The sequence below is a fragment of the Patescibacteria group bacterium genome (assembly GCA_041660565.1).
Classification (GTDB): domain Bacteria; phylum Patescibacteriota; class UBA1384; order CAJBMM01; family CAJBMM01; genus JBAZWC01.
In genome coordinates, this window is record JBAZWC010000002.1 from 82,915 (window position 1) to 103,955 (window position 21,041).

At 46.9% G+C, this 21,041-nt stretch carries 20 protein-coding genes; 9 read left to right on the plus strand and 11 right to left on the minus strand.

The genetic code is table 11. The annotated features are described in order from the left end of the window. Window positions 1-95: 95 nt before the first annotated feature. Genes WC773_02995 through ppsA form a run of 3 tightly spaced genes read right to left on the minus strand, consistent with a single transcriptional unit; the run spans window position 96 to window position 4,448 of the window. Window positions 96-1,301 carry an FtsX-like permease family protein gene (locus WC773_02995; GenBank protein MFA6082350.1) on the minus strand — a complete coding sequence of 402 codons (1,206 nt, stop codon included), beginning with the start codon at window positions 1,299-1,301 and terminating at the stop codon, window positions 96-98. Next, window positions 1,301-2,098: an ABC transporter ATP-binding protein gene (locus WC773_03000; GenBank protein MFA6082351.1), complete on the minus strand. Its 798-nt coding sequence runs from the start codon at window positions 2,096-2,098 to the stop codon at window positions 1,301-1,303. Before WC773_03000 ends, WC773_02995 begins: the two co-directional genes overlap by 1 nt. A gap of 10 nt (window positions 2,099-2,108) precedes the next feature. Beyond that, complete coding sequence (gene ppsA, locus WC773_03005) at window positions 2,109-4,448, minus strand: phosphoenolpyruvate synthase (GenBank protein ID MFA6082352.1); 2,340 nt, start codon at window positions 4,446-4,448, stop codon at window positions 2,109-2,111. 734 nt (window positions 4,449-5,182) lie between these two features. Here ppsA and WC773_03010 point away from each other — a divergent pair. Both WC773_03010 and WC773_03015 read left to right on the plus strand, forming a co-directional pair. Continuing rightward, a complete protein-coding gene (locus WC773_03010; GenBank protein ID MFA6082353.1) occupies window positions 5,183-5,425 on the plus strand; it encodes a hypothetical protein in 243 nt (80 codons plus the stop codon). Between the two features lie 242 nt (window positions 5,426-5,667). Continuing rightward, the gene (locus tag WC773_03015; GenBank protein ID MFA6082354.1) at window positions 5,668-5,871 is read left to right on the plus strand and encodes a hypothetical protein; all 204 of its coding nucleotides are present in this window, start codon (window positions 5,668-5,670) and stop codon (window positions 5,869-5,871) included. 142 nt (window positions 5,872-6,013) lie between these two features. Here the strand turns inward: WC773_03015 and WC773_03020 are convergent, their stop codons facing one another. The 3 genes from WC773_03020 to WC773_03030 form a co-directional block, all read right to left on the minus strand. Next, on the minus strand, window positions 6,014-6,469 hold the full coding sequence (locus tag WC773_03020; GenBank protein ID MFA6082355.1) for a regulatory protein RecX: 456 nt from the start codon (window positions 6,467-6,469) through the stop codon (window positions 6,014-6,016). A gap of 96 nt (window positions 6,470-6,565) precedes the next feature. After that, window positions 6,566-7,630 carry a recombinase RecA gene (gene recA / locus WC773_03025; protein ID MFA6082356.1) on the minus strand — a complete coding sequence of 355 codons (1,065 nt, stop codon included), beginning with the start codon at window positions 7,628-7,630 and terminating at the stop codon, window positions 6,566-6,568. 33 nt (window positions 7,631-7,663) lie between these two features. Then, a complete protein-coding gene (locus WC773_03030; protein MFA6082357.1) occupies window positions 7,664-8,425 on the minus strand; it encodes a helix-turn-helix domain-containing protein in 762 nt (253 codons plus the stop codon). A 322-nt stretch (window positions 8,426-8,747) separates the two neighbouring features. Here WC773_03030 and WC773_03035 point away from each other — a divergent pair, with 322 nt between their 5' ends. Then, window positions 8,748-10,898 (plus strand): DNA translocase FtsK 4TM domain-containing protein, encoded by a 2,151-nt coding sequence (locus tag WC773_03035; GenBank protein ID MFA6082358.1) that lies wholly within the window; start codon window positions 8,748-8,750, stop codon window positions 10,896-10,898. Window positions 10,899-10,932: 34 nt separating this feature from the next. Further along, window positions 10,933-11,256, plus strand: a complete 324-nt coding sequence (locus WC773_03040) for a hypothetical protein (GenBank protein ID MFA6082359.1) — start codon at window positions 10,933-10,935, stop codon at window positions 11,254-11,256. A gap of 153 nt (window positions 11,257-11,409) precedes the next feature. Here WC773_03040 and WC773_03045 read toward each other — a convergent pair whose 3' ends face one another. Next, entirely contained in the window at window positions 11,410-11,910 is a 501-nt protein-coding gene (locus tag WC773_03045; protein ID MFA6082360.1) for a PH domain-containing protein, read from the minus strand. Window positions 11,911-12,280: 370 nt separating this feature from the next. On the opposite strand from WC773_03045, the gene WC773_03050 reads away from it, so the two are divergent. After that, window positions 12,281-12,787: a PH domain-containing protein gene (locus tag WC773_03050; GenBank protein ID MFA6082361.1), complete on the plus strand. Its 507-nt coding sequence runs from the start codon at window positions 12,281-12,283 to the stop codon at window positions 12,785-12,787. A gap of 253 nt (window positions 12,788-13,040) precedes the next feature. Here the strand turns inward: WC773_03050 and WC773_03055 are convergent, their stop codons facing one another. The 3 genes from WC773_03055 to WC773_03065 form a co-directional block, all read right to left on the minus strand. Further along, the gene (locus tag WC773_03055) at window positions 13,041-13,544 is read right to left on the minus strand and encodes a hypothetical protein (GenBank protein ID MFA6082362.1); all 504 of its coding nucleotides are present in this window, start codon (window positions 13,542-13,544) and stop codon (window positions 13,041-13,043) included. A gap of 131 nt (window positions 13,545-13,675) precedes the next feature. Further along, entirely contained in the window at window positions 13,676-15,769 is a 2,094-nt protein-coding gene (locus WC773_03060) for a ribonuclease J (protein ID MFA6082363.1), read from the minus strand. A gap of 74 nt (window positions 15,770-15,843) precedes the next feature. Next, a complete protein-coding gene (locus tag WC773_03065) occupies window positions 15,844-16,431 on the minus strand; it encodes a uracil-DNA glycosylase (protein ID MFA6082364.1) in 588 nt (195 codons plus the stop codon). A gap of 169 nt (window positions 16,432-16,600) precedes the next feature. Between WC773_03065 and WC773_03070 the strand changes: the two genes are divergently transcribed. Next, window positions 16,601-16,873, plus strand: a complete 273-nt coding sequence (locus WC773_03070) for a LuxR C-terminal-related transcriptional regulator (GenBank protein MFA6082365.1) — start codon at window positions 16,601-16,603, stop codon at window positions 16,871-16,873. Window positions 16,874-17,315: 442 nt separating this feature from the next. Here WC773_03070 and WC773_03075 read toward each other — a convergent pair whose 3' ends face one another. After that, window positions 17,316-18,269, minus strand: a complete 954-nt coding sequence (locus tag WC773_03075) for a glycosyltransferase family 2 protein (GenBank protein MFA6082366.1) — start codon at window positions 18,267-18,269, stop codon at window positions 17,316-17,318. A gap of 82 nt (window positions 18,270-18,351) precedes the next feature. Between WC773_03075 and ychF the strand changes: the two genes are divergently transcribed. The 3 genes from ychF (at window position 18,352) to WC773_03090 (ending at window position 20,931) form a co-directional block, all read left to right on the plus strand. Further along, the gene (gene ychF / locus WC773_03080) at window positions 18,352-19,425 is read left to right on the plus strand and encodes a redox-regulated ATPase YchF (protein MFA6082367.1); all 1,074 of its coding nucleotides are present in this window, start codon (window positions 18,352-18,354) and stop codon (window positions 19,423-19,425) included. A 446-nt stretch (window positions 19,426-19,871) separates the two neighbouring features. Continuing rightward, the gene (locus WC773_03085; GenBank protein MFA6082368.1) at window positions 19,872-20,609 is read left to right on the plus strand and encodes a Clp protease N-terminal domain-containing protein; all 738 of its coding nucleotides are present in this window, start codon (window positions 19,872-19,874) and stop codon (window positions 20,607-20,609) included. Between the two features lie 13 nt (window positions 20,610-20,622). Beyond that, entirely contained in the window at window positions 20,623-20,931 is a 309-nt protein-coding gene (locus tag WC773_03090; protein ID MFA6082369.1) for a hypothetical protein, read from the plus strand. The last annotated feature ends 110 nt before the right edge of the window (window positions 20,932-21,041 follow it).

Consider the following 21,041-nt stretch of genomic DNA (forward strand, 5'->3'; position numbering starts at 1 on the left):
GCAGCACACCCAACTCGGCTCGGTCAATTACACTTCTATTGTATCCGATAATACCTATATTGTCAATAGCTCTACAATATTGGTAAAGTAATTATTTATTCGTATCTTAGTGCCTTTAGCGGATTTAGACCGGCGGCACGTTTGGCAGGATAGAATCCGGTAACAGCGCCAACAACGGTCGAAAACAAAATAATTGCAAAAATAAACCACGGTGGACTGTAAAAAATGTTGGCTTGTTGCCCCCCGTAAACTCGGGCCAAGACGTTTAATATCGAGTTAGCTCCAAACGTCAGCAATAACCCTAACAAAACCCCCGCCAATCCACCACAAAATCCGATAATCGATGACTCTGCGATAAACATCTTCCAAATATCACTTTTGTCTGCACCTAAGGCTTTCATAATACCAATCTCTTTGGTGCGCTCTAAAAGCGATACTGTCATGGTGTTAAACATTCCAATCGATGAAATAATTAGAGCAATTAACCCCAAAGTGGCTAACGTGGCTTGAACCACAGCAAAAACCTGATTAAGCTGCTCCAATGTTTCCAGCGGCGCAGACGCAACATATCCCAAACCGCCAATCGCGTCCTTTACCCCAATTACGTTATTACGATCACTCGCTTGCGCTTTTAAGTTAGCGTATGGCACGGTTTTAACCAGCGCTTTCGCGTCTGTCATAGTAACATAGACAAACGAGGAAAAGTCGGGGTCTTTAATGATGCCGGCAACTGTATATTTTTTATCGTCTGGAAAATCCTGCGTTTTGGCGGTTGGTTGATTCGGATCGACAATGCTATAAGATAAGGTAAATGTTTTTCCAAGAGAAGCTTGATCTACCGGAAGGTTAAATTGTGACAAAAATGCGTCAGAAACTACCGCCTGATGGTCCGATTTATCACCTAACACATTGCCAAAATCGGCTCGGATGTCTCCAAGGGTAAAATAAGTTGGCGAAACTGCGTGCACAACCGTAGTGCCAAGGCTAGTTAAATTAATTTTAGCCTCTAAATCCATTTCGCTGGCTACTTCTACCACATTTGGTAACGCTTTGATTTTTGTAACCGCGTCATCATCTAACTTAATGATAGACGAGGATGACGACGTTGTGACATCAACAGTGGAAATGGTGGCAGAATTGGCGATCTGTTGTACGGTTAAGATCTGTAAACCATAACCAAATGAAACCAGAAACAAAATTGCCGAAGTCGCAACCGACACCGCCAGAATGGTTAAAAACGTACGCAATCGGTTGGTACGAAAGTTTCGTGTGGCTAACCTAAATACGTCAATTAAGCGCATTATTGATCTTTCTTGTCTTCGTCTTCTTTAATAGATGATAGTGCGGCGGTGCGCAATAGTTGTTCTTCACTCTCGGCTGGGATTAAAGTATCGTCTGCGACGGCTCGATTAACCACCGTACGGATAATTCGACCGTCACGCATATATAACACCCTGTTAGGATGAGTGATGTATTCGGGGTTGTGCGTAACTAGCAAAATGGTACGTTTTGATTTTTCGTTTAGGTCTCTAATTAGCGACATCACTTCATCAGCTGAGCGCGAATCCAAGTTACCCGTTGGCTCGTCAATTAACATAATCCACGGATTATTTACCAAAGCCCGAGCAATGGCGACGCGCTGCTGTTGCCCACCGGAGAGCTCATTTGGGTTGTAAAAGCGATAGCGCGAAAACCCGAAAATCTCTAACAAATGTTCTGCTCTGCGAACACGTCTCTTTAGGTGTAGCCCAGAGAAAACTTGAGGCAAAGAGATATTATCTAATACGTTTAATGACTTAATTAAATTAAACTGCTGGAATACCATTCCAATTTTGGTACGATGCTGCCTGGCAAGTTGTTTCTGATTATATTTAGTAATGTCGTCACCACGAATTTTGACCGAACCAGTACTAACCGGCTCTAGGCCGGCAACGATGTTAAGTAATGTAGATTTTCCGCAACCAGATGGCCCAAACAATATCACATACTCACCGGAATAGACTTCCAAATCGATATCGTGCAGAACTTCGACTTTGTTATTCCCGGTAGTGTATGATTTTGACACACCTTTGCAATCAATAACTTTTGACTTGGACATTTGCTGTCCTTTACGGTATTAGATCGTTTTCAGTTGGATGCTCGGCCGCAGTCACTGTTGATAACAATAGCCGCTGCTCAACCGATGCCACCAGCTTTCGGGTTGAAACGGCCACGTCTGGATTAACCGAAACCGAGGTGGAGCCAGATTTGACCAAAAGTTCGGTGATTTCCGGAAACACCGACGGCGCCTGACCACAACAAGAAACCGTAATGTTGTGTTTACGACAGACTTTACAAATATGCTCGAGTGACGCCACCACCGCATCGTCACGTTCATCAAATTCGGCGGCCAAAACCTGATTATCACGGTCAAGCCCCAAGGTTAGCTGGGTCAAATCATTACTACCAATGGATACACCGTCAATACCGGCTTCACAGAATTGATCAAGTAGAATAACGGCAGATGGAATTTCTACCATAATCCATAGTTTAAATTCGTTTGACTGCTTCAGGCCTAATTTGGCCATCATATCTCGAATGGTGGTGTATTCGTTCACCGTGCGCACGAATGGAATCATGGCATGCACGTTTTTTAAGTCGTATGCTTCGCGCACTTTTTTAAGAGCAGCAACTTCTAGCGCAAACACATCGGGCTCGCGAATGTAGCGGCAAGCTCCACGATAACCGATCATCGGATTATTTTCCTGAAACTCAAACTCGGCGCCACCTTTAAGATTTCGATATTCATTGGTTTTGAAATCGGTAAAGCGATAAATTACCGGACGAGGTGCAAACGCGGCAGCAATAGTATGAATGCCTTCGGCCAATTTATCAGTAAATTCTCCGCCACGCCCCGCTTTAAGCATTGCGCGTGGATGCTCACCAATACCAGCAATAATGAACTCGGCGCGCATCAGCCCAACCCCGTCTACCGGTAGCTTGGCAATTTTCTCCGCTAATTCTGGCTCACCTAAATTAACATAAACCTTGGTACCGGTAACCGGAACAGATTCGGCCGAAACCGATGTACCCGAAACTGCGGCGGCTGCGGCTGCTTTTACATTATTATTTAATTCCACTTTCCCTTTGTATACCTGTCCATTTTGACCATCTACCGTAATCATTTGACCGGTTTTGAGCACCGAGGTAGCGGTACCGGTACCAACCACACATGGGATGCCTAATTCACGGCTGACAATGGCAGCGTGACAAGTGCGACCACCGGTGTCGGTTACAATTCCGGCGGCGCGGCGCATTGCCGGTACAAAATCTGGCGTGGTCATCTCGGTTACTAACACGTCGCCCTCATTAACCTTGTCTATTTCGGATGGTTTGTGAATAATTTTAACCGGGCCAAACGCCGAACCCATTGATGCCGGAGCCCCTTTTAGCAAAATCAGATCGGCGGAAACTTTTACCGGTGCCTCGGCCGAATTATTTGCCGCGGCTGCAGTATCAACGTCTTTTAAGGTAGTCACCGGACGAGATTGAACCATAAAGACATGGCTGCCTTCTATTGCCCACTCGGTATCTTGCGGCGAACCATAATGATCTTCAATTTTTTTAGCGATAGCGGCGAGCGCCAAAATTTCTTCGTCGCTTAATTTTTGCACACTCTGCTCACCTTTTGGCACATTAACGTGCTTATCACCCTGTTTAGATTTAACGATCTTCCAAGTCTGAGTATGTAATTCTTTATTGGCAATTTTCATCGTTGCTTTATCAACCACATACCGGTCTGGTGTCACCGAACCGGAAACAATCGCTTCGCCCAAGCCCCACCCGGCTTCAATTACAATTTTGGTCAAATCTGAAGTAACCGGATCAACGGTAAACATAATACCGGATTTATCGCTTTCCACCATCCGCTGCACCGGCACCGCCAGCGCAACTTTGAAATGTTCGTATTTATTGATAATGCGATAGTAAATGGCGCGGGCTTCGAATAACGAGGCATAAGCGCGTTGTACCGCGTGCACCACTTCGGCATCGCCCGAAACATTCAAAAATGTGGCTTGCTGACCGGCAAAAGAGGCATCGGGCAAATCTTCGGCGGTGGCGCTTGATCTAACCGCCACCAAAACATCGTCTCCCATCATTTGATACGAATCGATAATTTCGGTTTCCAACGCTTTGGGCATTGGAGTGGCCATGATTAGTTTTTTAATATCTCGGCTAATGCTCTGTAGTTTTTTAGAGTCTTCGGGATTAACGTCTTTTAGCATTGTTACTAGTTTGCTAGCCAAGCCGGTTTTTTTAACGTAATTAAAATAAGCGTCTGCGGTAACGATGAATCCGGATGGCACTGGCAGGCCAGCCTTGGTCATTTCACCTAAGTTTGCCCCCTTACCGCCTACTAAGGCAACGTCATCTTTACCAACTTCGGAAAACCACACAATTTGCTTCATTTACCCTCCTACTTTAAAACTCGCCTATGTTTAGGCCTACTATTAGTCTATCAATCAGAGACAGAAATGTATAGGGGATGGATGACAGAGGATAGATTGTCTTCTGCCATTCCGGATTTAATCCGGAATCTATATAAAAGTCCCTTCTCCTCGAGAGGAGAAGGCGTCCGGAGGGCGGATGAGGAGGACAATCAATTGTTAAATGATAAATAAAGGAGTAAATTAAAGCTGAAATCACGGCCGTACATTCACAACCAGAAGGGTGGTGAGATAAGATGCATTCTATGACTGCGTCCGATGCCGTCGAGAGAAGATGCGACCGTCCACGGTGCTTGCCCAAAAGCCAACCGATGATGAAACCACGATTTCTCATCAAAGGCATCGTTGCCAAATTCGACAAGGGTGTCAGAGTCTGGTGCAAAACCTACTTGCCCGAATTCCACGTGGCACCCGTCGGACAAGCTGAGTGCGTACTTGATCAGGGATCGGTTTATCTGATCGGTCCTGTGGATGGAGTCGAACACGCCCGGTGTCAGTTAACCGACTATGGAGATGCCCTGCCTGGGTTCTACGCGGCGTACGCACTCGGCCGAAAGGGAGCGCTTTCTCCGATCATCAAGGGACCCGCGTACAACGTCCATGCGCCAGGTGCGGTTGTGCCACTTGCCGCTCTGCCAACCGCAGAACAAGTAGCGGAACATGCAAGACGATGCAGATGAGCAAGGAGCGGATTGATGTCAGATACAAACGCGCAAGTAGTTGAACCACTATCCGATGTTGATCGACTGACCAAACTCGAGCAGGAGCAGGCGAGAATGCGTGATCAGTTTACTGCGCTAGAACGTCGAGTGAGCCAGCTCGCCACCGAGAACGAACGGCTTAACCGACGAACACTGCCGATGCAGACGTTTGGCGGCCCACCGAATGATGGCGGCGGCCTATTGGACGACACCCTAGACGGTATGCCACCCTTGTAAGCACAATAAGGAGGTGATGCTACTTGTCAGACAAGCCAAATCGCCCATGGCACCCGACGCGATTGTCCAAGGCAGGTCTAGAAACAACTCTCACGTCGAAGTGGAATGACGCCGGCAACCCGGACAGATGTGTCGGCGACTCAAGCGTACAAGGGCTCGGGCTTGGGGAGCTGATCAATGAGTTGGCACTCAGAGGTACAACCAGAACGCGACCCGCCAAGTAGCGCCATACGGAGGAGACAATGCCGAACGACAGCCATGTTACTCCGCTTGCGCCTGAGGGAATCTCCGAGATTACCGATCAAGACGGCACTCTGACCGAAGAGCTTGATTCCCAAGCCCTGGAGTCGTTCGCCAGCAGGAGCAAGTACATCCACGAACGGACCAAACTGCTAGCCGCGTACTATCGGGGCCACCCCTTCGAGGACTTTCGGATAACCGCATGACCACGCACAACAGGAGCCCCGGCAAACCAGCCGTGCGGCTCCTTCTTTTTATCTAACTCGCCACGAGCTGTCATTCCGGGCTCGACCCGGAATCTATATAAAAAAATTCAACGTTAATTGTTAACTGTTAATAGTTAATTGTTTAATCACCTTTTATAATTCGATAAACCGCACCACTACTAAACCCGCGGGATTGTAAAAATCGGGCTAGCTTTTGTTTCGTTTCTTGATCGTCCAAATTATGATAATGAGACAGTTGTTTTTCGGCTACTTTTTTTGCCAAATCGTACTCTTCCTCAGCCGATAACTTGCTAGCGTCAGCAGCAATCTCTTTACTAATGCCGCGTTGACGTAATTTTAATTGCAAATATCGCCCGCCAATTGGCGCACTTCGCGAACGATAAGCCACATAATCGTGTGCGTACTTAACGTCATCAATTAATTTCAATTCCTCAAGCCGAGCAATGGTCTGGCTAATAATTTCGTCTTTAAATTCGCGCTTTTTTAGCTTCTCTATCATCTTAAATCTGGTCTGACTGGCACGATTTAAGATTTTTAACGCATCACCAAAACATCTTGTTAGATCTTGTTCTGACATTGTACCTCCAATTAGGGAATTTTAGGGTGATTAGGGACTTTGGGGGATCCGTCGGTTATCCCAATGACCCTAATGCCCATAATCCCCCTAATGTATTTAGTCTTCTGGCAATGCCACTACTGGCGCAACCGCTCCGGATAGATATTTTTCACGAATAGTATTTTCAATTTTATCAGCTAAATCTTGATGAGCTCTTAAGAAATTACGCGCCGCTTCTCGGCCTTGCCCTAATTTTTCCTCACCCAAAGTGAACCAAGACCCGGATTTGTCTATTACCCCACAGGCAACACCCAAATCTAAAATTTCGCCTTCATGGCTGATACCCTGATTATATAGGATATCGAACTCAGCTACCTTAAACGGTGGGGCTACTTTGTTCTTAACCACTTTAACCGTGCAGTGTGAGCCGATTACGTTTTCACCCTCTTTAATCTGTTCTTTGCGGCGGATATCTAACCGTACCGAGGCATAAAACTTAAGCGCATTACCACCGGTGGTGGTTTCGGGGTTGCCAAACATTATTCCAATTTTCATTCTAATTTGGTTAATGAAGATAACAATTGTTTTTGATTTAGAGATAGCACCCGCCAATTTACGTAATGCCTGGCTCATCAATCGCGCTTGCACTCCCACCATCGCATCACCCATTTCACCTTCAATTTCGGCACGTGGCACCAATGCCGCCACCGAGTCTATCACTACCACATCTACCGCATTTGAGCGTACCAAAGTCTCCACAATTTCCAGCGCTTGCTCACCGGTATCTGGCTGTGAAATTAGCAACTCATCCAAATTTATACCTAATTTACGCGCGTATTCCGGATCAAAAGCGTGCTCGGCATCTACCACTGCCGCCGTACCACCTTTTTTCTGTGCCGATGCCGCAATATGAATGGCTAGAGTAGTTTTACCTGAGCTTTCAGGCCCATATATTTCAATAATGCGTCCGCGCGGTATTCCCCCACCCACAGCGATATCCAGCGATAGCGACCCAGAGGGGATAGTTTCCACCTGCATTCCCACTGCTTCGCCCAACTTCATAATTGCACCCTTGCCAAACTGCTTTTCGATTTGCATCATCGCCATTTTCAACACTTCGGCTTTACCGCTATCTACCGGGCCGGTTTTTTCAACCACTTCTTTGACTTCTTTCTTTGCCATCACATTCCTTTGTTAATTGTTAATTGTTAATTGTTAATTGTTAATTGTTTTTTCAACCTTAATACTTCGAGTAATTGAACGTAACTTCCCCGTTCTGGATTCTGCGGTGATGATGATGGTGTGAATACCCACTTCGCCCGCGTTAACTTCTTGCGCAAAATTGCCGTTTTCGTCCACCGGAATCACTTGGCTACCCACCTTAACCGTTACTCCAGGCTCGGTTTTTCCCGATACCGTAAAGGTGCGAGAACTAACAACCGCTTGTTCAGACGGGCTGGAGATTGAAACCATTGGCACACCACTAAAAAAGTAAACTTGCGTGGCCAAATACCCAACAATCGCAATGACAGCCAGCGATATCACCGAAACCCAAATCAATTTTGGGGTAATGGCAAATCGACTCAGCCGCAGGTTAGATTTATACGATAGGTTTGACAACGACGCTTGATTAGCCACACCGTACTCTTTTTGGAACTGAGATAGTAGTTTAGTCGGATTAAGTTTCAAAAAACTGGCGTAATTCTGCAAAAATCCGGAAACATAAACCGAGTTAGGTAGCTGATAATACTTGGCGTTCTCTAGTGCTTCCAAATATTTAGCACGGATTAAAGTGCGCCGTTCGGCTTCTAACAGATCAATACCCATTTTTAAGCGCGCACGACGCAATTTTTCGCCCACAGTCAGCGGCACCTCAACAGATTTAGTTTTTTTACGTTTTGAAGCATTTTTTTTACTTAAAACAGCGTCTGAAGACGGTAGTTTAGGTAAAATTGAGGCGGATTTTACGGTTGTCATTTGCCCCTATCATAACGCAACGGAGGCAAAAAACAAGAGGACGCATTTTCCCTGTCATTCCCGCGAAGGCGGGAATCCAGTCTATAAAATAATTTTCTTGCTGGATCCCCGAATATTCCGCCAGCTGGCGGAGTCGGGGATAACAAGGGGTTCAGTCACTCCGAGACTAACTCAGAGAGTGGGCTGTTCGTGTTAGCCCCCGGTTTCCGAAGCAGAGCGAGGTACCGCCTCTACAATGCTCGTGATACATTCCTCCATCTTCCATTCTCTCTATCCTCTATCTTCTGATTTGTGTTACTATATTAGTGTACAAGGAGGGCTATTGCCTCGACATAAACGTCGACAAACCGGCCCGCGTTTTTGGCAACGCAAAAAAGATCGCGGCAAAGGTTATCAATTTGATTTCGGCATGAAAGAAGAGACACGTCGCGAAACCGTGGCGATTGTCAGTTTAGTGTTATTCCTTATATATATGTTGGCAATCTTTGGTTACGCCGGTCATTTTGGCAACTTTGTCTTAACTCAAACGCGCATTTTAATTGGTTTGTTGGCCTATTTGTTGCCATTTATCTTTTTGACCGTTGTCGCCAGCATTGTAAACCCCAAAATGTTTGAAATTCGCCTGTCCACCGTGGTTGGCATTATCTTATTCTTTTTCAGTTTTGGCGGATTATTGCAGATGCTATTAAATAATGACAACCCGGTTAGCTTAGCTTATTCCGGTAGCGGTGGCGGCTTAGCGGGATATTTTTCAGTCTATATTTTGTCATCAGTAGTAGGCAGTATTGCCACTTTCTTGATTTTATTTGCGGTGATGTTACTTTCGGTCTCAATGTCGCTTAATACATCGATTCTAAAGCTATTTGCATCTTTCTTTAACAACGAAGAAGACGACCGCCGCATCACCGTAAACGAGGGCGGCAACAAAGTTTCGGTCTTTACCACAGTCAAAAAAGGCTTTTCCGGGTTTAGATTTGGCAAAAACAAAGACTTGCCGTCTAAGGCACCGGTGTTAGAGGTAAAACCAATTGGTATGCCTAAGTCTGGTGGTGATGGAGTTTGGAGTCCCCCGCCAATGGATTTGCTGGAAATTCCCGAAAATAACAAAGCTAATCCGGGCAATATTCAAAAGAATGTGGAAGTGATAGAAAAAACGCTGCGAGAATTTAGCATTGACGTTACAATGCAAGACGTTAACATTGGGCCAACGGTAACGCAGTACACGTTCAAACCAACCGAAGGGGTAAAGCTGGCCAACATTACCGCCCGCAGCAACGATTTGGCGTTAGCGCTTGCAGCCAAAAGTTTGCGCATGGAAGCACCAATTCCGGGGCAATCGGCGGTTGGAGTGGAAATTCCAAACAAGCAAACCGCGCGGGTTACGCTGCGTGAGCTGCTGGAATCAAAAGAATATCAATCTAGCAAAGGTAAACTAACTATCCCTCTTGGAAGAGATGTTGCCGGCACCCCAATGGTAATTGACCTAGAAAAAATGCCTCACTTACTCATTGCCGGCGCTACCGGCTCTGGAAAATCAGTCGCCATTAACTCTATTATTATTAGTTATATAATGAATAACGCCCCGGCCGATTTGAGATTACTATTGGTTGATCCGAAACGGGTTGAACTAACCGGCTACAACGGCATCCCGCATTTGTCCACCCCGGTGATTACCGAACCGGAAAAGACCGTCAATGCCTTAAAATGGGCAGTGAGCGAGATGGAAAATCGATATCGATTATTTGCCGATTTAGGCGCGCGCAACTTAGCGGCATACAATGAAAAACCGGGCCCATTAGGCAAGTTGCCACATATCGTCATTATCATCGACGAGTTAGCAGATTTAATGGCAGTATCGGCCAATGACGTTGAATCATCAATCGTTCGCCTAGCCCAGATGGCCCGCGCCATCGGTATTCATTTAATCGTAGCGACACAGCGCCCAAGCGTAGATGTAATCACCGGATTAATTAAGGCCAACATTCCCTCCCGCATCGCCTTTACTGTGGCCAGCCAGGTTGACTCGCGCACCATTTTAGACGTTGGCGGCGCTGAAAAACTACTTGGACTTGGTGATATGTTATACATCGGCGGAGATATTACCAAACCAAAACGTATTCAGGGCTGTTTTGTGAGTGATAAAGAGATCAATAGCATTACCAACTTCTTGAAAAAAGACCAGTTTGTGCAATATGATGAGTCTATCACCGAATACCACTCTACCGGCGCATCTGTTGCCGGCAGCGGTAACGGCGTATCCGAGGATGATTTATATAATGATGCGGTGTCGGTGGTAGTTCAGGCCGGAAAAGCCTCGGCATCACTATTGCAAAGACGAATGCGCATTGGTTACGCACGTGCTGCCAGATTACTTGATCTGCTTGAGGCAGAGGGCGTCATTGGCCCACCGGATGGCGCAAGACCGAGGGACGTGCTGGTTTCACCAACCGAATTGCATACAGAGGACAGATAATAGAAATTTCAAATTAATTTATTATGGAGGTAGCATGAGTCACCACGACGACGAGCCGATAATCCCAATTGCTAGCGAGGAAGATCAATCTTCTTCACAGAGGGCAAAATTAGAGATTTTACATAAAACAACCACCGATAGAATTGTTGAATTGCGTACCGCCGAAGACGCGATTATGCAAGAGATCGAAAAGGGCGTTGCCGGTCATCTTGGAGACGATAAAATTAGTGAGTTAAGATCTAAACAATCCGAGATTCATACCGAAACCGAACAGCTATCGGTAAAATTAACCAAAATTGAGTTCGACCTTGAACAACTAAAGCAACAAGAGCCAAAAACTGAAAATTCGAAGCACTAAACTCGAAGCACGAAACAAATTCAGAAATATAAATTAAAAAAACCATAGTACAAGCTTTAGCTTGCTTTCAAATTTGTGCATAAACACGCTAAAGCGTGGGCCACGTTTTTTGTTTTTTTTCGTATTTCGAAATTCGGATTTCGTGCTTATGGTTTACTTGTCACTATTCGCCACATGCGCTCGACTGTGGCGGATTAGATCTATGACCGAATCAGGCGAAGAAACGCCGTGTAAAATCACTGTGCGTTCGCTAGTCTCGCTTTCTAACGTTATTGTGCCATAGTTCAATAACTGCCCTATTATCCCAGCATGACCCTCTACTCTGGATAAATCATGCAAACTGATGTATTTTTTTTGGTGAGTAATAAAGCCCTCAATCACCTCAATAGTTGATTCAGTCAAAATATAATATGTGCTGTACCAATCCATTAAAATAATAAACGCAATAATGCAAATACAAAACACAATTACCAATATTACTAGTCCAATTGCACCATAAGATAAATCTAAGCCATTACTAATATTCAAAAAAACGCCAATTAGCCCTAAACCAACCAAAAAGAACACCGCCATTGGCCCAACCAAAAACCAGCGCGATTTATGCACCTTAAAAATTTGCATTGGTTTGTCCGAAGTAGGTAAGTTGTCTTCCATAGCTTGCATTATAACACACTTTTCTCGTTGTCATTCCGGCGCTATGAGTATGTCGATCCGAGTACTCTGGCCTCCGGCTCTACAAGCCGATAGGCTCGGAGAGAGAAATCTAATAGAATATCACATGAATAATTTTAAATTCTAAAGCATGAAACTTGCGAGCTCGGCTCGCACAGTTACGAAATTGCTGAAGCAATTATAAATTTTAAAAAGGTTCCTTATTTAGTCATTTAAAATTGGCAACCATTCATTTGATAATCCCGAGCGTTCCGCGAGTGATTTCGATGCTAAGCATCTAATTAAAAATTAAAAAATTTATATTTCACTTTCACGGATTGTGAAGTTTTGCTTGATCTACTATACTAATTCTATGCCACCTAATCCGCAAGTTATCACCACCACACGTGCTACAGCCGTACCGATGCTCTCATCTGAAACGGAGATTTTTCGCGTACATAAAAGTTACTTTTTCCTAATTGCCCCGATTATTTTTGTCTCCCTGGTTGGAATAGCACTGATTATCGCCATAAACGTGCTCTCAAATCAGATCCCAACAAACTTAATTAACTACTTACGTATTGGCATTATTGCGATGATCGTCTTTATTGATGCTTTAATTTGGTTTGATTGGCTGACTACTATCTATACCTTAACCAATCGAAGAATACAGTACCGTTTTGGTGTTATTGGCGAACAAACAAAAACTATTGCCCTAGATCAGATCACCGACAACAAGGTGGTTATCGGTATTTTTGGACGCATTTTTAACTATGGCGATGTGGTAATAGATGCCGCCCATATTAATAGCACTATTTCATTCAAAGGAATCGGCTCTGCTGAAAGCCGAAAAGATCAGATTGACAATGCAAAAGGGTAAATTTTTAGGGCCGGCCGCGTAACAACGCAACCGACCCTACCTCCCCCTCGTCAAGTCAGACCCTCCTTAGGTCTTTGATATAGTCTCGAATCTCCGCCACTAGGACGATAACCAACGCGGGCAGAAACTCGAACCACACTCCGAGAATCTTCATCGTGCTGCCCTCCTCAATCCTGAGAAAGACTACCGCCGAAGTGGGTGATGATGACCCACATCCCGATCACCCACTCCAGGGCTGCACGGAGCACCGATATCATCTTGCCATCCTCCTTCTGACCTCTACCCTTCCCGGGTGACGAGGTCGCGGAGACATCCGAGCACGACCACCCTCGGTTGTGATCAGTCGGAGAGGGCGGTATTCCTGTCGTCGGCGGGCGCGCCTGACCTTGACGATCAGATACAGCCCCACCATGCCAACCGCAACAGCGTAAAAGCGGTTGATGTTGAGCCAGTCGGTGATCTGTATTGTGCCCAGATCCTCGAAGGCTGTATTGTACAGCCAGATGGACGCCGGGCGAATCGCCCATACCCACGCGGCCCAAAGCGAGCCGCAGCAGATGGCGATGATCCCACCCCAAACGGTGGAGTTAATCATCGCCCAGCGGTTGTCCGACAACCACTGGCGGATCGAATCGCGGCAGATGTACGCCGACGCAATCGCCGAAGCGATTACCATCGCCGCGAGCCACATCACGGGGGAGTCTTGCCCCCACATCGCACGATAAAACGCGTGCGACATGTTGTAATCGTCGTTCATGTCCGTTACCTTCCTCCCGCTTCATCGCGAGAAAAAATGAGACGAAACTGTGTTGTTCAAGAGCAATCTCAGCTACTTACAGCTCAGCATTATTACTTATATTATACACCCTACGTGTGTGTTTGTCAACCCTAAACCTCTATCACTACCGGTACCACCATCGGGCGGCGCTGGGTTTTAGTATACAGAAATTCGCCCAGTTTTTCCCGAATATCGTTTTTGAATAAGTTTGCATCTAGCGCACGAGTCTCGGTATGTCTGGAAAAGTGCTTTTTCACTTCGGCTCGGGCAGCATGCACCAAATCTTCATTTTCACGCATATAAATGAATCCACGTGAAATGATATCGGGCGATGTTACCATCTTGCCGGTGTTGTGATCTAGCGTAACAATTACCACAAAGATACCGTCTTCGGCCATCACGCGACGATCACGCAACACAATATTACCCACGTCACCGATACCTAAACCATCTACCATTACGTAACCGGCAGGCACACGCTCTTCGCTAACTCGTCCCACACCGCCGGAGAACTCTAGTACCTGACCATTATCACAGATCAGTACGTTTTCGGCCGGAATGCCCAAACTTTGCCCCAGTTGCCCGTGCATCACCAATTTATGGCGTTCGCCATGAATTGGCACCAAATGTTTTGGTTGCACTAGCGAGAGCATTAGTTTTAAGTCTTCTTGGTAGGCGTGGCCGGAACTATGGATGTCAATCATCTTGTTATAAATAACTTTAGCACCCTGTCTAAGCAGGTTATCCATGACAGATGAGATTGATTTCTCGTTACCCGGAATTGGTGATGTGGCAAGCACAATCGTATCACCTTTTTTGACCCGTACTTGACGATGTTCACCGGTTGAAATACGGTACAATCCCGACATTTCTTCGCCCTGTGCGCCGGTTGAGATAATACAAATCTTGTCATCTGGGTATTTACCGATGTCTCTAATATCAATCAGCGTATCCGCTGGCAATTTGATTGCGTCAATCGATAGCGCGGCGTCCACATTATCCACCATACTACGTCCAACCAGCGCTACTTTGCGTCCGGTTTTGGCCGAAGCGTTTAGCACTTGCTGAATACGTGAGATAAGCGAGGCAAACATTGCTACCATAATGCGCCCGTTGGTGTGATTTTCAAAAATATCTACCAAGTTTTTTTCGATTTCGCGTTCGGAAATTGAGTGACCTTGTTTATCAATGTTAGTCGATTCCGAAAACAACGCCAACGGCTGAGTAGCCGATAGTTGAGCGATACGACGCAAGTCGGTTGGTCGCCCGTCGGATGGAGTATGATCTAACTTCCAGTCGGTACAGTACATTAACATACCTTCTGGGGTAAAGACCGCTAGACCCATTGCGTCTGGAATAGAGTGCGCCAAGCGGAATGATTCCACTTTGAACACGCCGAATTGCAACACGTCAACGCCAATTTGAATAACGTTAACCGCCACTTTACCAACCAAACCAAACTCTTCCAGTCGTTTTTCCACTAGTTTTGCGGTTAGAGGTGAGGTAAATATCGGCGGATTACCCAGTTTGCCAATCAAATAAGGCACGGCACCAATGTGATCCAAGTGACCGTGAGTAATTACTACGCCGCGAATTTTATCTTTGCGTTCTTCTAAGTACGAGACATCCGGGATGACATAGTCGATACCCAACATCGCCTCGTCTGGGAACATCAAACCCATATCAATAATCATGATGTCATTACCATATTCGATGGCGGTCATATTTTTACCGATTTCTTCCACACCACCCAACGGGATAACGCGCAATTTTGGTGTGGCGGTCTGGCTGGACATTGGCTGAGTTGGAACTGCAGCGTGTCCGCTATCGCCGTTATGAATTAAAGCTTTACCGGTAAAGAAGTCATCGATGCTTTTTTTCTCACGTCGGTTACGCGTATTTCGACGGGCAGGACGACTGGTTCTGGTGTCATCAGCTTTATGAGCCGGTGTTTGAGTTGGGCGGGTTGTAGTTGGACGTTGAATGTTAGTTCTTTCTGGAGCACGATACTCCGAAACCGGCTGCCGCGAAATTGCTGCAACCATGTCTGTGGCTGGCTTTGGCATCTGGCCATTACCGCCTTTGGTTAAATTTGATAATACTGATTCCGCTGACGGAAATTTTGAGGCCGGTTTTTGGGCTTCCTCGGATTGGCGTTTGATTCTTTCGATATCAAATGCCGGCTGGCTACCTTGTGCAGCCATAGGTTGATTGTTGTTTGGTGTTTCTTCCACCATGTTCCTTTCTGTATTGAAACAAATAGTTCGTTTCAAAATTGTTATTTTTTGTCGATTAATTGATCGATTTTTTTAATTATTGCTGGGATGCGGCCAAAATCGTCCATTAGCGTCTGGCGCAAACCACCGTTATGCAGCGCCGCAGCCGGATGATAAAGGGGTAAAATGTATAAATCGCCACGATGCTTGGGTTGGCCATGAACTTCGGATATCTTAAAACCGGGTAAAAAATAGTTCATTGAATGCCTGCCTAAACAGACGATTAACTTTGGATTGATAAATTTGATTTGTGCTTCTAAATAGGGCAAACATGCCGCTTTTTCTTCGTCTTCCGGATCACGATTTTCCGGTGGACGGCATTTGACAATGTTGGTAATAAAAACTTGGGTGCGATCTAAATTGATACTGTTAAGCATTTCGTCTAAAAATTTGCCGGCGTTTCCCACAAACGGACGCCCCAACTTGTCTTCGTTAAATCCCGGGCCTTCGCCCACAAACAGAATTTCTGATTGAGGATTTCCTTCACCCGGAACCGAATTTAATCGAGTGCGATGCAAGGGGCAACGCTCACAGACGCGGACTTGATTTGCCACATCGGACAGATCATTAAACCCTAGTACATCGGGCACAAGACTCCTTGAAATAGGTTAGTTGATGAAAAACATATTTTTAGTACAAAATATTTACGTTCTAAGTGTAGCACATAGGATTAATATTGTCAATAGCAAAGTGTTGCGTCAGAATCGAAAAAGTGATATAACATAGTTAGCTACATCATCCCGATGGAGGAGAAACGCGATGACGGATCAGGTAATTCATCACGCTGTAACGCCCTCAGAAGAGGAGCCGATCACGCTGACCAAGCGCGAGACCGAGATCCTTACGCTGGTAATCGAGGGCCGGTCAAGCCAGGAAGTAGCCGACATGCTGTACGTCTCCAAGCGGACAATCGACTTCCACTTGGCGAACATCTACGAAAAGTTGCAGGTGAGCAACCGCGTGCAGGCCTTCCGGCGAGCAGCTCGCCTAGGCTTGATCCCGTTCGACCCGCACTTCGGAGAATCCGAGTGACGACCCAGCCCAGTTTACGCGCCCGCGACAAACCACCGTCATCGGGCGCCTTCTTTTTGCAGACACTTGACCCCGTCAGAGGTAATCGTCTCTAACGGGGTTGACATTACTCACCTAATCGCGTATTATAATGGATGTGCGAGGAATGGAGCACGCGCACAGTCGCACTGTTCGAGTTGCCACCCCGCTTAGCGGGGTAATCGGGACGTCAGCGGGACGCCCAGCGTCCTTAGCGTTCCACCATTTCGCCTACCTCGTCGGCCGGGGGGGAGAGGCAGGCGAAACGCCGGGTTGACGCGGGACTGTTTGGTACCCCCTTCCGGTCCCGCTCCCCGTCGCAATCATACCGCTCCTTTTCGGGAGCGAACGTCTCACCCGGGTGCCAACAGTGTTGTTGGTGCCCGGTTTTCTTTTATCTAAAATTCCAATTTATCCAATTTGCCTAATTAAGCCAATTTGAACTGTTTTTTATCACTCCGGCCGTCGTAACAGTACCACTTTTTATTCTGACCAAAATGTATTTCAACGCTAGCCAAAACCCCCAAAACTGCTCCCACCGCCGATGGACTAAAGCGTTAACTACGTGAAACGGCATCCAAAATAAATGCACCAGCAACATGGGCAAGTTGTCTATCGCCCGCCAGGTAAAAAGATACGCACCCTTCCAGCCATGGGCTTTTTTTATTAATGGCGTTGCCACCATCGAAGTAGTTGATTCATGATGGTGAATACAGCGGCTTTTTGGCACAAATATCGATTTCCAACCTTTTTTCCAAGCCCGAAAACACAAATCGGCATCTTCCCAATAAAACGGCCGAAAAATTGGTGAAAATCCACCTAAATCTAAAAACTTTTGCCGATTAAAAGCGCCGGCGCCACCACTAACGTAGAAAGTGTTTATCGGATCGCTAAATTTACGGTCAGGATACATCTCAAACACCGGCCGATGGCGCAACAAGCCCCGTTTCCACTCTGCCACCGTTCCCCCATCGTCGTATTCATGATCACCAGCAACGACACGCTGATACGCGCCAACCGCAAAAACTTTGTCATCCTCTAATTCTTTATATAACGGACTGAAAAAATCACCCTCGGTTTGAATATCGGTATTCAGCAACACCACAATGTCTGTTTTGGTCATTTTCACCGCGCGGTTATAACCATCGCCAAAGCCGTAATTCTGATCAAATGGCACCCATTTGGCGATTTTATGATCTTTAACCACCTGCGCACTGTTATCTTTTGAGCCGTTATCAACCACAATCACTTCAGTTGAAATGCTCGCCAGACTAGCCGATTTTATCACCGACGCCAAATTCCGGCGCAGCAACCCCTCGCCATTGTAGTTTAAAATAATTACAGAAGCAGTTTTTATATCGTTTCTTTCTGCACTCAGATTACCAAAATCTGATCCGTTATGATAGGTTGGACTAGCCCTGAGGCGATATTTGTTGTATAACTAGACCAGGAGATAACAAATGTCACTAAATATTGGGATTGTTGGACTGCCAAACGTGGGAAAATCGACGTTGTTTAATGCGCTGACCAAATCCGGCCAAGCCGCGGCAGAGAACTACCCATTTTGCACCATCGAGCCAAACGTGGGCATTGTGCCGGTGCCAGATGATCGCCTGCAAAAACTGGCAGATGTAGTTAAAACCAACAAACTAATCCCCGCCACCGTGCAATTTGTCGATATTGCCGGGCTGGTGGCCGGCGCGCACAAGGGTGAGGGTTTGGGCAATCAGTTTTTAGCCCACATTCGCGAAACCGATGCTATCGCCATGGTGGTGCGCTGTTTTACCGATGAAAATGTGATCCACGTGACGGGCACTGTTGACCCCAAATCTGACATCGAAACCATCAAACTAGAACTAATCTTAGCCGACCTGCAAACGGTGACAAAAATGCGCGGCGTGGCAGAAACCAAAGCCAAAGGCCACGACAAAGAGGCAATGGTTCTGTTTACCGCGTTAAATAAAGTTGAACACACCTTAAATCAAGAACAACTTGCGAGCCTTGCCGATCTTGGCGATGACGAGCGAAGCGCTATCAATTCGATTCAATTATTAACCAACAAACCGTTTCTTTACATTGGCAATGTTAGCGAAGCAGATGTGAACAAAGATCCGAGTGATTTTGGCCTACCAAGTGACGCAATTTTGATCTCGGCCAAAGTGGAATCGGAGTTAGTATCGCTTACTGACAGCGAACAAGCGGAATACCTAGCTGCACTTGGACTAAATGAATCTGGTTTAACCCGATTAATCCATCGCGCCTACAAAACTTTGGGCTTGCAATACTTTTTCACCGCTGGGCCAAAGGAAGTGCGGGCATGGACTATTCACCAAGGCTCAACCGCGCCAATTGCCGCCGGCGTTATTCATACCGATTTTATTAAAGGATTTATTCGCGCCGAAGTAATGTCTTATGATGATTTAATTACTCTGGGATCTGAACTAAAAGTAAAAGAAGCCGGCAAATTGCGCATTGAGGGCAAGGATTACGTGATGCGCGAAGGCGACGTGGTACATTTTAGGGTAACGAGCTAGTATTTATTGTCATTCCGGATTTAATCCGGAATCTATATAATTAAATTCTTTTTATAGCATGAACTCCGGGTCATGCCCTTAAGTGACAGCTGCTGACGTTTGACATATCAAATAATAAGCGTAAAGTAGTTTTTAATGCCTCAATCGCTCGAATGAGGAGCACTTTTCACATACATGTCGGCTCGGTAGGCCAAAAGGAGGCCAGCGTGGCGATACAGGAAGACGGAATCCCCAACGACCAAGACTGTATCCCCGCACCCGGGGAGAAAGCCGTGCGTCTGCTACTCGAGGACAATGCCAACCTACGCAGGGTGAACGAGGAGTTACGCGCGGCCAATGCAGACCTTCGCAGCAAGCTGATGGCAGCAACAGGACGGATTACTGCCCTGACGCGCCGGACAGATGTTCAACCCGCCACCCCAACGCGCACGTGAAGGAGAGAACGCATGTGCCCACCGCATTCCGTTGAGGAAGCGTCGACTGACCCATACGACACAATCGACCTTCTTGAACAAGACATCGAGAGTCGCGACCGAACCATTGCTGATCTGCGCCGAGAGAACGCCCAGCTGTTGACCCGCGTCAACGAGCTTGGTCAGCAGAAAGCCACAGCTGAGACGCTAGCTGAGGATCTCCAGCGAGACATAGCGCTGTTGCGCCGTGAGATCCAGCGCTTGCAATGTCAGGACACAACCACGCAGCCTGAAGATGCACCGCCAGCAACGCCATGGTTTGCGAACATCAGTTTCAGCACGAACGCATGGGAAGTGCTTGCCGTGCGTGCACCGGCGGTTGCCCGCGAGTTCAGCGAGAACTACGTCTCCACAGAGCATCTGTTGCTCGCGATACTCCGAGTTCCCGATTGTACTGCGGCGAAGTTTCTGGACTATCGCGGTGTCACCGAGCGCATCATTGCCGAGGTAAACCGGCAAGCGATGCGGGGAGATGATCGAACAACGGCTGAACCGCAACTAACCCCGCGCTGCAAGCGATGTGTCGAATTAGCGATCAACGAAGCTGCGGGCGACACTTTCGGCACCGGATACATGCTGCTCGGTTTGATCCAAGACGGTGAAGGTCTGGCGGCTCGTGTCTTGACCAAGATCTGCGGCGTGACACTCGAATCGGCTCGACGGGAGCTTCAAGCGCTGCGCCAACCCAATCCCACCCCAACGCCTGCGTAAAGGAAAGAGCGCCATGCCGACAGACGATAGCCCCGAAGCGAGGATCGAGAGTCAGCGAACGTACATCCAGCAACTCGAGAGAGAGAAGGCTCAGCTGTCGCAAGAGCTCGCCGACGTCAGGCAGGAGATCCAGACCACCAGGAACTCGCTGCGGGAAGCACAGGAAACGCTGGCGGGGGTCGCGCCGGAAAAGCTCGAGCTTCTCGGACAGCTGCGAACCGAGCAGACGCGAAACCGCCAACTGGAGGACCGATTGGGTCTGCTCCGGTCGGTTAGCGACCAACTTTCCGCCCTATCCGCGGAATACCCTCCGATCGAGTAGCCCACTTGCCCCCATCCGCTTGCGGACATGGGGGCTTGCTTTTTTGAAAAATATCTGTTAAATTAATAGTAATATAAACCAACTTTTTCCCGCGGCTAATTTGCCTCGGG